Origin of the sequence: Bacillus sp. AFS001701, from assembly GCF_002559405.1 — a bacterium.
GTDB lineage: Bacteria > Bacillota > Bacilli > Bacillales > Bacillaceae_G > Gottfriedia.
Window position 1 is genome coordinate 1 of sequence record NZ_NTZO01000578.1, and the last position, 12,965, is coordinate 12,965.

General features: G+C 32.2%; 11 protein-coding genes. All 11 read left to right on the forward strand.

Translation table 11 applies throughout. The features are described from left to right. The first annotated feature begins 741 nt into the window (after positions 1-741). The gene (locus tag CN514_RS23365) at positions 742-1,485 is read left to right on the forward strand and encodes a GDSL-type esterase/lipase family protein (protein WP_176526049.1); all 744 of its coding nucleotides are present in this window, start codon (positions 742-744) and stop codon (positions 1,483-1,485) included. A gap of 208 nt (positions 1,486-1,693) precedes the next feature. Beyond that, a complete protein-coding gene (locus CN514_RS23370; RefSeq protein ID WP_098234626.1) occupies positions 1,694-2,731 on the forward strand; it encodes an XdhC family protein in 1,038 nt (345 codons plus the stop codon). Further along, positions 2,721-3,368 (forward strand): NTP transferase domain-containing protein, encoded by a 648-nt coding sequence (locus CN514_RS23375; protein ID WP_098234627.1) that lies wholly within the window; start codon positions 2,721-2,723, stop codon positions 3,366-3,368. Before CN514_RS23370 ends, CN514_RS23375 begins: the two co-directional genes overlap by 11 nt. Next, on the forward strand, positions 3,358-4,245 hold the full coding sequence (locus CN514_RS23380) for an FAD binding domain-containing protein (RefSeq protein ID WP_098234628.1): 888 nt from the start codon (positions 3,358-3,360) through the stop codon (positions 4,243-4,245). The genes CN514_RS23375 and CN514_RS23380 overlap by 11 nt, the downstream gene beginning before the upstream one ends. Positions 4,246-4,255: 10 nt before the next feature. Next, positions 4,256-6,529: a xanthine dehydrogenase subunit D gene (gene pucD, locus CN514_RS23385; RefSeq protein ID WP_098234629.1), complete on the forward strand. Its 2,274-nt coding sequence runs from the start codon at positions 4,256-4,258 to the stop codon at positions 6,527-6,529. A gap of 10 nt (positions 6,530-6,539) precedes the next feature. Next, positions 6,540-7,046 carry a (2Fe-2S)-binding protein gene (locus CN514_RS23390; RefSeq protein WP_098234630.1) on the forward strand — a complete coding sequence of 169 codons (507 nt, stop codon included), beginning with the start codon at positions 6,540-6,542 and terminating at the stop codon, positions 7,044-7,046. Between the two features lie 371 nt (positions 7,047-7,417). Further along, a complete protein-coding gene (locus tag CN514_RS23395) occupies positions 7,418-7,684 on the forward strand; it encodes a PAS domain-containing protein (RefSeq protein WP_098234631.1) in 267 nt (88 codons plus the stop codon). A 380-nt stretch (positions 7,685-8,064) separates the two neighbouring features. Continuing rightward, complete coding sequence (locus CN514_RS23400) at positions 8,065-8,982, forward strand: alpha/beta hydrolase (protein ID WP_098234632.1); 918 nt, start codon at positions 8,065-8,067, stop codon at positions 8,980-8,982. Between the two features lie 192 nt (positions 8,983-9,174). Then, positions 9,175-11,655 carry a transglycosylase domain-containing protein gene (locus CN514_RS23405; RefSeq protein ID WP_098234633.1) on the forward strand — a complete coding sequence of 827 codons (2,481 nt, stop codon included), beginning with the start codon at positions 9,175-9,177 and terminating at the stop codon, positions 11,653-11,655. Between the two features lie 260 nt (positions 11,656-11,915). Then, a complete protein-coding gene (locus CN514_RS23410) occupies positions 11,916-12,377 on the forward strand; it encodes a hypothetical protein (protein ID WP_098234634.1) in 462 nt (153 codons plus the stop codon). Positions 12,378-12,773: 396 nt separating this feature from the next. Beyond that, positions 12,774-12,965: hypothetical protein (locus CN514_RS23415; RefSeq protein WP_141529506.1), on the forward strand; the 192-nt coding region annotated here is incomplete at its 3' end.

Sequence of the window (12,965 nt, forward strand, 5' to 3'; positions counted from 1 at the left end):
AATTTGGTAATTGATTGACAGGGTTGTTTTTCAACAACGTGAAAAAAGCTAACTAGTTCAGTTAGCTTTTTTGTATTGCAATATAAAACAGTCAAACGGAAAACCTACATTAAGTGAACATTATTGATGATTAAATTATGATTTTGGATGATCTATAAATAATGGTTTTAAATGTTAATCTGTTTAAGCAATTTCATGATTCCCAATAACACTGGTAATGATTTTTTTCAGAAGTTAAAAAGATTATGAGCTAATATATAGATAAACAAATTCAATTGAGTAGTTTAAACATTATTGTACGATTTTAATTGAAATACAAACTACTGAATAAGCCCTGTTATTGTACTCTAAGGAAAGGCTATTTGATTAGGTTTTAATGCAGACAGAATCTCGCCCCATGGAAAGCGAGCATCCTGTAATGGGAATCAACATCACGAAGGCTCCTTTTACGAAAATTTGATAATTAATTAAAAATATTGTTTTTCAACAGCGTGATACAAAGTTAACTCAAACAGTTAGCTTTTTTATTTCTCAAAATCCTCCTATTATCATCAAAACTAAGTAAATCGTTACATGTTTTGGTTCTTTTAGACAAATAATTTAATAAAACACAATACCTATAAAAAAGGCGATTAGAGTATAATCCTGAAAATTAGTAACTTAAGTCTTGTATTACTACTTTTTACTAATCATAAAAAGAAGTTTAGTATCTTAATACACTTATTTAAGGGGGCGTATTTGTTGAGAAGAAGAAAAATTGTTATAACGTTTCTTACATTTGCTTTAGCAGGTTCTTTGTTATCAAATACAGCACTTGCAAAAGAGGATACAGTTAATACTTATGAAAAGATTGATTTAGTTGGTCTAGGAGATTCCATAACATTTGGTTTCAATTTAGGCACTAATAATAATATACCATCAAACTATGCTTTCCCATTTCTAATTGGTGAAAAAGCAAACCTTGAAGTTCATGATTTAGGCGTTCCAGGCTGGACGACAGCTAATCTTTTGCAAGCAATAAAATATGATACCAATTTCAGACAATCAATAAAACATGCGGACTATATTACTTTGGATATAGGAAATAATGATTTGTTACATACTTTGAAAAAAAGTAATCACTTAGAACAACTTCCAGGAAAAATTGCTTCAATGATGCCGAAATTAACAGGGAATTTAAATGAAATAATTAAGGAAATTCGTGAACTCAGCGATGCTCCGATTGTATTGTACAATTTCTATAATCCATTTCAAGAAAATAATCAACCGATGCATAAACTATCAAATCAATTATTATCATTCATCATTAATCCTAAAATTGCTAGCATTGAAGGTAAATACAAAAATGTAAAAATAGCTGATGCTTTTTCTGCGTTTGATGAAAAACAAGCAACGTATGTTAGACAGGGAGATATACATACAACGATTGATGGACAAACTGTACTTGCTAATATCGGAAGGAACGCGCTCGGTATAAAAAAGTAATAACGTAGTAGGTTTTTATTTTTCAATTTAACTTAATTATAATAATCGATTAACCATAGATTGTGGTTAATCTTTTTTTATTGTTTTATTTCTTATGTTAATTAATTTTGAATGGAGACATAACACATTCATCATAGAACTATATATTAATATTTACTAAAAATGCCGTTTGGATTTTGAACAATGATTTTATATTAGGAGTGATCTAATGGAAAGTATCCATGAGATACTAAATGAGATTACATCATCTAAAGAGGGGGATGTATTAGCTACAATTATTCATGTAGAAGGCTCAGCCTACCGAAAAGAAGGAACTTCCATGTTATTTAAGGGAAATGGGAAAGAGGTTGGCTTACTAAGTGCGGGTTGCCTTGAAGCAGATTTGTCATATCGAGTTCAAGAAACAAGAGTAAGAAAAACACCTCAAACTGTTACTTATGACATGAGTGCAGAAGATGATTTAACATGGGGTAATGGAGCAGGGTGTAACGGAATAATTACTGTACTTTTGGAGCCAATTGATGAAAGTATGTTTAATTTACTAACTAAATTAAAAACATTCCTATTAAATGGTACGAGTGTATCGATGATGAAAATTTTATCGGATGATAAAAATGAAGTTGAAACTTTATTCTTAGTGGATGAAAAGACCTTTTTTGGAAATTGTAGTGAAGGAAAATTAGATCAGATTAAAAGTGCTCTTATTCATTATACTAATCAAAAAAGTGGGCTACGAATGATTGAACCGCTTGAAACTAATACGTATTTACATACTTTTCATCCAAAGCCTCGATTATTCGTGTTTGGAGCAGGTAAGGATGCGATACCTTTAGTAAAACTTGCATCTTTAGCAGGATTCTTTGTAACGATAACCGATTGGCGTGCGGATCTATGTTCTAATGAATACTTTCCAGACGCAGAACAAATCCTTGTGGGCTTTCCGCGCGAAATCATACCAAAACTTCAATTGACTGCTTCTGATTCTGCTATCATCATTACCCATCAATTCCAAAAAGACAAGGAAATATTAAATCATATTTTAAATAGTAATCTTAAGTATTTAGGCGTTCTTGGTGGTAAAAAACGAATCCAACGACTTTTGGAAGGTAAAAAAATAGATACTGAAATAAATAGCCCAGCTGGCCTTCAAATTGGTGCTGAGGGCCCAGAAGAGATTGCAATCAGTATTGTTGGTGAATTAATTCAGCGACAAAGAATAAAGAAGATATCTAAGCATGAAGAATAGTAGAATCATTGCAATTTTACTTGCTGCTGGTAGTAGTAAAAGAATGGGGCAGAATAAAATTTCACTTCCATTAGGTAATTCTACAATTGGAGGTTTCAGCTTACGTAAATTTATCAATTCTAATATTGACCATGTTTTTGTCATAACAAAAGAAGATGATTCACTAAATTGGATTTGCAAAGATCTTTTTCAAAAACCTTATAAAGATTCATGGACACATGTTACATGTACAGATGCTAACAAGGGTCAATCATATTCTTTAAAATGTGGTTTAACTCAAGCCCTAAAAACAAAGCCTTTAGGGGTCATGATCCTTCTCGCAGACCAACCTTTTTTATCGATCCAAACGATAAATGAATTACATCAAATTTATTTAAAGCGTGTTAGTGAGAACTCAACAATTCCTTTTTTAGCAGCAAGCTTTCAAGGTATTCCTAGACCCCCAATCATCCTATCGCCTAATACGATACCTTACTTATTTACGTTAAATGGAGATGAAGGAGCAAGAGCAATTATTCGGAATCATACTAATTTAGAGGGTTTGTTAGTTGAATTTGAGAATAAGTGGGATTTTTTTGATATCGATACAAAAGAAGCGTATGAAGTAGCGAAAGGAATTGAGCTGAATGGTGATTAAACAAGGACATGCAAACTTTCATTATCCTGCTGTATGGTTTCCAGATACACTTGCAAAAGCTTACAAATTAAAACAGGAATTCCTTAATGACTCATGCATTATCGCAGGTGGAACACTTTTACAAACTTATTGGGAAAAGGGAGTACAGTGTCCTAAAAATCTAATAAGTATTGAAAACGTAAAAGAATTGCAGGAATATAAGTTGATGAAAAATAATCGTCAAACCTTTATCCTAATGGGAGCATTAACCACTCTAGATTGTTGCAAGAGTAAAGCGATTTTCCTTGATAATGTCCCAATATTAGTTGAAGCCATTCGCAATATTGCATCACCAGCTATTCGAAATAGAGCAACAATCGGGGGGAATATTGCAAATGGTAATGGTGATGTAATTCCTGCATTATTAGTATTGGATGCGAGTCTCATATTATATGATGCACATCATTTGCGAGAAATAAAATTAGCAGAATGTATAAAAAATGAAAAATATCTATCAAATTCCATTCTAGTGAACGTTAAAATACCTGTACAAACAAAGAAATCAAGTGAAAATTATTTCTATAAAAAAATAGGATTAAGAGAGAGTTTTTGTCAAAGTATTGTGAGTATATCTGGATATTTCAAAATTGGCAAAAAAAAGATAATCGAAAAAGTATACTTAGCAGTTGGTGGTAGCTCTTTTTTACCTCAGAGGTTAGTAGACACCGAGGAGATTATTAAAAATTTATACCTACCATCTTATCAATTAAAGGAAATAGAACAAGCAATCAAAAAGGAATTCAAACCTCCTTCTGACCATTTTACTTCCTCAAACTATAAACAGGAGATTACAACTAATATTATTGTTTCCGAGATTACTAAAATAGTTAGTAAATAAGAGGTGAACAATGAGTAAAAATCTGATTCCAACAGAAAAAGAAAGAAGAGTTCGTCCGGATGGCCTAAGCAAGGTGAGCGGTGAAATGAAATATCTAACAGACCTCTCCTTCCCAAACATGTTATATGGAAAAGTATTAAGAAGCACTGAGCCACATGCAGAGATTTTATCTATATCAATTGAAGAAGCTGAAAAACTTTCAGGTGTTAAAGCAATTGTTACATATAAGGATATCCCTGGTTTAAATGGTTTTGGTTTAATATTCCCTGACCAACCCGTTTTTTGTAAAGATCGAGTAAGATATGTCGGTGATGCAATTGCTGCTATTGCCGCTGATACAGAAGAAATTGCTGAACAAGCACTGGAATTGATTAAAATCGAATATAGAAAGCTACCTGTTATTGCTAGCCCTGAAATGGCTCTCCACAAAGACGCTCCTAAATTACATGAACAAGGAAATATTTTACACCAAGCAAAATATAAAAAAGGTGATGTTTACCAAGGCTTTCGTGAATGTAATACGATTGTAGAAGAAACATATGAATTACCTAGGCAAATGCATGCCTATATGGAAACAGAAGGAGGAATCATAGTACCTGAAGCAAGCGGGAGTCTAACTGTATATGTTGGAACACAGCATGGTTTTAAAGATCGGTTTCAATTGTCCAGAATCCTAAATATTCCAGAAGAAAGTATCCGAATTATCTCCAGTCCTATGGGTGGTTCTTTTGGAGGGAAAGATGAATTAAATATTCAACCATATGGCGCATTGCTAGCTTTAAAAACTAAATGTCCAATAAAAATTCACCAAAGTAGAAGTGAATCTGTTAAATCTGGCATAAAACGTCATCCAATGAAAATCACAATGAAAACGGGTGTAAACGAAAATGGAGTAATTATGGCACATAAAGTGAAAATTATTGCTGATACAGGTGCATACGCAACATTAGGTCCCGCTGTTTTAGATTTTGCTATCGAGCATGCTCCAGGACCATATATTATCCCTAATATTGAAATTGAAGGATTTTCAGTATTTACAAATAATGGAGTTGCTGGTGAATTTAGAGGTTTTGGCGGAAATCAAATAACGTTTGCTCTTGAGGGACAAATAGACCGAATTGCTGAAAAACTAAAAATGGATCCTATTGAATTTCGTTTTAAAAATTTAAGAAAAATAACTGATTTAGGGCCATTAGGTCAAAAGATTGTACCAACAAATGGTGCTTTTGATGTATTAAATCAAATATCTAAAAGACCTATACAAAATAATCAGAATGAAAAAGATCTTAGTCAGCATTGGAAGTTATATGGAAAAGGAATTGCCCTAACAATGCATGGTGGAGGACTTGGATACGAAAGAATAGATCCAGCTGGGGGTCGGATATCGTTTACGAGAAAAGGTGAAATTGAAGCGGCATTTGGATTTGAAGAATGTGGTCAAGGTATACTCGCTGTTATCCAAACATTGTTAATTGATGAATTTAATTGTTCAATTCAAGATATTAATATTATTATAGGCGACACTGAACTAGTGCCAATAAGCGGTTCTTCAACAGCTTCTAGGGCTACAAGCATGGTGTGGCATTCTCTAAAAAGAATGAAAGATTCATTTAACAATCAGATTCTTGTTCTAGCCCAAAAAGCTACTAGAATACCTATTAATATTCTTAAAATGGGACCGAATGGAATTTGGTTGAAAGGTAAAGGTAGAGAAGATAAATTTATCATCTCTTATAAAGAACTTGCTCAAAAAATGCCTCAAAATCAAGAAATAATCGTTCAAACATCTTTTGATTTTCCTACAAGTCCTGATGCATCTGTCGGAGGTAGTCACTATCTTTATTCGTTCTCATCTGTTTTGGCTCAAATTGAGATTGACCTCCTTACAGGTAAAATAAAGATACTTGATCTAGACCAAGTAGTTGCTGCTGGACCAGTTGTCAATCCTTTGGGCTATAAAGGACAAATAGAAGGTGGAGGTGTTATGGCTTTAGGGTATACATTGATGGAAGATTCGTTAATGGAAAATGGAGTTTATGTTTCTGATAACTTTGATACGTATTTAATACCAACGATATGTGATGTACCTTATAAATTAAATGTAGAACCAATTGAAAAACTTGATGAAGAAGATTCATTTGGACCTAGAGGAGTTGGAGAAATTGGAACAGTTGCTGTTGCTCCTGCAATTGCTAGAGCAATTTTTGATGCGACAGGTTGTTGGATTAATAAATTACCAATTTCACCAGAATATTTATTGAAATTAATAAATTCAAGGAGATGAGATAAAGGGTATGAATAAATATGATCAAGATCAACCTATTCATTTGCTTGAACTTAATTTAAAAATAAATAATATGGAAAAACAATTACATGTTGCTCCTACAACGCGTCTAATTGATATTTTACGAGAACAGTTAAAAATGACAGGAACAAAAATTTCTTGTGAAATTGGTCGATGTGGTGCGTGTGCTGTCCATATGGATCATAAACTAGTTAATTCATGTTTAATGATGGCATATCAAGTAAATAATACTTCTATCTGTACAATTGAAGGGATAGCAGATGTAGAACTCCATCCTATACAGAAAGCTTTCTTAGAAGAAGGAGGGTATCAGTGTGGATACTGTACCCCGGGTATGATTATGGCTGTAAAAGCACTCATCGACACAAACTCAAATCCAACAGAGGATGAAATCAAAGAAGCATTATCGGGTAATCTATGTAGGTGCACTGGATATACAGGAATTATACGCTCGGTCCAAAAAGCAATTGCAATGATAAATAAGATTGATAAATAATTTCTAATTATATAAGTATAAATAACACTGGGTTAAAACTTTGTCCTTCTATATTTTCCCTATAGATATTAGGGTAAATATGAGGGGATTTTTTGTGTTTAGAGATATTTTTTAATTTTCTTTTGGTGCATTTGCTGGTTTTAGTGCTTTGAAAATAATAAGCAATCTGGTGATTAATAATAATACAGATAAACTTTTTCTATTTAGTTTGTTTGTTTTTTTTAATTATTTTGATGAAATCATAATTTAGTTAATTGTTTGGATTAACAAACAAGTAAGATTGGTATTTCTTTCAGAAAATTCAGAAATATAATATTCTAAAATAGACTGGGTAGTTTAGATTTTTAGTCATCAAAAAAGGAAGGAGTATGATGACTTTGGTTTCAAATAGTAATTTACCATTAAATGAGGAAAATCAATTAATAAATCATGTTGACCTACATAATGTTTTTAATAACATGGCAGAAGGATGTTACTATTTAAATTCGAAAATGGAATTTGTTTTTATTAATAAGGCTGCTGAAGCAATGATTGAAAAACCGAAAAAAGAGTTAATCGGTGTTTGTTTGTGGGATGCATTACCTAATTATGTAGATACAGATGTATATCATTATTATAATACGGCTATTCGCTTATAAGTTGTTAGAAGTAATTATAAATTATTATATAAAATGGGTATAATAAATAAGAGTTTGGTGTTGGTAACACTAAACTTAAGTACAACACCCGTAGTGATACGGATGACAAATACGTCCTTGGGGAAGGACGGTTACTTTTTTTTAGAAGTAATATTATGATGGCAACGATATTAGCGTAATCGTTGCCATTACATTTTATAATAAAGTTCATTAAATGGGGTGCCTATAAATTCGGTACCCTTTTCTATTGATTAGCAGGAACTTAAAAAGATAAATTTAATATATAAATAAAAGTTCAGTAAGACTAACAAAGTCTAATATAATTCATAATTTAAAGAGAAGAACTTCTATTTGGTTAACAGACAAAAGGAGTGTGCAAGATGGAACGGAAAAAAATAAATCAGCTTTTAATTTGGATGATAATTTTATCTCCGGTTTTATTCTTCCTAATACCGATTTTAGTCGGTTTAATTTTAACGCATCCATTTAGACGAAAAACCGAACAAAACCCTGCCGATTACAATTTGCAATTTGAAGAGGTTGAATTTAAGAGTAATCTTGATCAAGTTGTGCTAAGAGGATGGTGGATACCAGCAAAAAATTCAACAACTAAAACTGTCATAACTGCACACGGGTACACAGATGAACGAAGTCAAAAAAAGATTAATGGCCTTCGAATTGTGCAATCTATCCATGATCAAGGGTATAATGTATTGATGTTTGACTTCCGTAATAGTGGAAAATCAGGTGGACGAACAACAGGAATTGGATATTATGAACAGCATGATTTATCGTCGGCTGTGGAATATGTGATTAACCAACGAAATCAACAAGAAATTGTTTTGCTTGGATGGAGTATGGGTGGGGCGACATGTTTACTGGTTGGTAGCCTTCATCCGCAAATTAAAGGTGTTATTGCAGATAGTCCATTTCATGATTTACAAACTTATTTGGAAGATAATTTAAGTGTTTGGTCAAAATTACCTAAAAAACCGTTTACTTCAATCATTTTACGTTCGATGAAACATTTATTAAAGATTGATCCAAAAGAAGTGTCACCAGTCATATCAGTTCAAAAAGGAAATTCTACAAATTATTTATTAATTCACGGAAAGAATGATTTGAAAGTACCATTCAGTAGTAGTGAAATGATTTATGAACAAATCCCAAATGAAAACGAAAAAACATTATGGCTAACAGAACATGGACATATTACAACTTTTATTGAAGAACCAGAACCATATACGAAGAAAGTAATTGATTTTATTGAAAAGACGTTTTCGTCTAATGCAAATTAAAAAACAAATTAGATTTTGTGAAACAGATGAACCTTAAAGAACGGTTTATCTGTTTTTTATTTGAGAAAGATATTCTTCAGTACATGAAAGTAGAGCGTGTAGAAAATACTATTATTTATAAAATTGGTTTAAATAAAAATATAATTTTTGCCCCAAAAAGCTCTATTTTACTAAAAAGGCAGGTGAACTAAAATGGCAAATGAATATCGTTCGCGAGAGGAACGTAAACGGCTGGAAAAGCCTTCTAAAATTTCCAATAAGCCTGAAGGCTTATGGAAAAAAATTACTGTAACATTATTATCAATCGTAATTGTTTTCATACTGATTGGTGTAGGAATATTTTCATATTTAGTTAGCGGAGCACCCGCATTAGATGAATCAAAACTTAAAGTACCGCTATCTTCGACTATTGTTGATAAGGATGGCAAAGTTGTAGCAGAATTAGGTAGAGAACAACGTACAAAAGTGTCCTACAATGAAATTCCTAAGGTTGTTGAAGACGCATTTATTGCTACCGAAGATGTGCGGTTTTATAAACATAAAGGCGTAGACATTCGTCGAGTATTCGGTGCAGTTTTGGCAAATATTACTGGTGGTTTCGGATCGCAAGGTGGAAGTACAATCACGCAGCAAGTCGTAAAGAACTCATTTTTAACTTCTCAAAAAACAATTAAGCGTAAAGTTCAGGAAATGTACTTAGCATTTAAATTAGAACAAAGATACTCTAAACATCAAATATTAGAAATGTATTTAAATAAAGTCTACTTTTCAAATGGACTTAAAGGGAGAGGAGTATATGGTGTAGCAAAGGCTTGTGAAACTTATTTTAGTAAAGATTTATCTAAAATTACCTTACCAGAAGCAGCAACTTTAGCAGGTATGGTGAAGGCTCCAAATAGCTATAATCCTGCAAAGCACCCTATTGAGTCACAAAATCGTAGAAATACTGTTTTAAGTCAAATGAAAAAATATGGTTATATTAAAGAGGAACAATTTACAACAGCAAAAGCAATACCAATGAAATCATTAGTAAAAGTTCATGAATCGGGTGGTACAAAATACAATTCATTTATCGATGTAGTCGTAAATGAAGTAGAAAAAAACAGTGATGCAAATGTTTATACTGATGGACTTACAATTGAAACAACATTAGATCCTAAAGCACAGGATAAAGCGGATGAAATATTAAGTAGAGGTAAAAGCTTCTATCCTAGTGATGAATTTCAAACTGGCTTTGTATTATTAGATACGAAAACGGGTGAAATTCGAGCAGTAGGTGCTGGTAGAAATACAAGTACTGGTGGTTTAAACTTTGCAACTGATATTAAAAGACAGCCGGGCTCTTCAATTAAACCTATACTTGATTACGGTGCAGCTATTCAGTATTTAAAATGGTCAACTTTTCACCAAATACTTGACGAGCCTTATACATATTCTAATGGTACACCTATTAGAAACTGGGATCGAAAATATAAAGGTAATATTTCAATTCGATTAGCATTAGTCGATTCTCGAAATATTCCTGCATTAAAGACTTTCCAGGCTGTAGGAAGTGATCGTTCTAGAGAATTTGGGAATGGTTTAGGGTTTAATTTTTCGAAAAATACTTATTATGAATCTTATTCTATAGGAGGATTCACAGGTGTATCAGCAATGGAGATGGCAGGTGCTTATGCTGCATTTGGAAATGGTGGAATTTATAATAAGCCTCACTCCGTTAAAAAAATTATTTATCCTGATAAAACTGAAAAAGTATTTGCAACTGAGCCTAAACAAGTAATGAGTGATTATACTGCATATATGGTAACAGATATGCTTCGCGATGTAGTAAAAACACCACTTGGTACTGGTAAGAGAGCAAATGTACCAGGACTTGATATGGCAGGTAAAACAGGTACGACAAACTACTCTGATGAAGTAAAACAAAAATACGGATTTCCGGATAACGCAACTCGTGATAGTTGGTTTGTTGGATATTCTTCTGATGTTACAATGGCTGTTTGGACAGGGTATGAAAAAAATAAAAAGAATAATTTTCTTGGTAAAGGTTCAACGAATATTGCTAAATTCATTGCAAGAGATATGTTAGCGGCCAATGGAGATCGAAACGCAGTATTTAGAAAACCTTCATCAGTTGAAGAAATTCGAAACGAATTATACATCCGAGGGGAAAAAGTAGATGATATTCCTAAAGATATAGTGATTGAGTCTGCAAAAAATGTTAAGTCAAATTATGACCCAGTTACAAGTAATATTTCATTAAATTGGACGTATCCTGCAAATCTGCTTCAAAAGACGTCTTTTGAAGTAAGTTATACTGTAAATGGTGCAGCGGGACAAACTCAAAAAATTCAGGGTACAGCAACAAGCATTAATGGAATTGTCCCTGGAGATATTGTAAAAATAACGATTATTGCTACGAGTACTGAAGGTAAGAGTGGCCCTGTTATAGTTACAGTTGATTTATCTTCAACTGAACAACCAACTACTCCACCTGCAAATGAAGGTGAACAAGGAACTGGAAATGGACAAGGAACAGGAAATGAGCAAGGTAATAATGGAAACGGGACAGGAGAAGGTACAAACCCAGGTGATCAAACGCCGGGTACAGGAGACGGGAATGGAGATAATATTGTAAATCCAATCGTCCCTAACCCTAAAAATCATCATTAAATCTAAATTTAAAACGCATTGAGAAAATATCAATGCGTTTTTTATTCGTTTAGTATGCTGTAAGGTAATTTCCTATATTCGTTAGGAATGTATAAGTTAACTAAGGTAGAGTGACTTGATAAAAAATAAAAGTAAGTTCAAATAAAGAACATAATGACTATGTATTTATTGCAAAAGTCGGTTAAAAAAAGTAAAATGTGGTTAAATTAACGTTAAGAAAAGTGAGAATCGTTATATTTTTATTAATGAGAGGAAAAAAGATGAATAATACTGATGGAATCAAACCTTCAAGGAAATATGCTAATGGAACTGTACATGAGACTGCTAGTGGGAAATTTAAAGTATTAGATCGCTATTTAAAAGATGGTGTAATAATGATTAAGCTCCAATGGTTAGAAAGCAATGTAATTGAAGAAAACAAAGAAGTGAATGTGTCTGCATCGATTTATAAATTTCAAAAAAGCAGAGGAATGAATGAAAATACTGCATTATCACAGCCAGTAGAAGTACAATTACTACATGATATCAAAACTAGTTTGGACCGTTTATTTGAAATTTTAGATATAAGAACTGAGCTTTTGAATCATGCATTAGAAAAAATTGATGAAAATAGAAAGAAAATTGACGAGAATAGAGAGACTTTAATGACCCAACAAAAAATGATTGAGGAACAAAATAAAAGAATAAACACAATCGTAGATAAATTGATTGAAAAAATGTAATGATAATCTTAAAGATGACATATTTTGATTTATCACCATTATGTTGCAGTTAAGAATGGTTTATTTAGAGTTAACTGTAAAATAAAAAAAGAATCTTAAAAATAATAAAACCACAATTCGAAAATAGCCGAATTGTGGTTTTTTCTACATATTTGATAGTTTTTAGGAATGGAAATGATGTCTTAAATTACCAACTGTTATAACGTTGATTGCGTGTTAATTTGACGTTAATATTAGATGGAGTAAACTTGATTATAGAGTTTATTTTAACTTTTAACGTTTAGTTATTAGTCTACTTGGTTAAGTCATAGAAGAAAGATATAACGATTAATTTAGAAATAGTATCTAAATATTCATCAATTAGGTCCAACTAAATTAAAGTGAGCGGGTGATAGCATGATTGATATTCAAACTGAATATCCAATTGTAATGTTTATAGGAAGTGAAGAGAAATTTAATTATCAAAACTTTTGTGATGTAAATAACTATCAGTATAAATTAGTGAAGCCCAATCAGAATAATTTAGCTCTGTTTGAAAAAATAGATTTATTTAATCCAGATGTCCTAATTATTTTTATTGAAGAAATA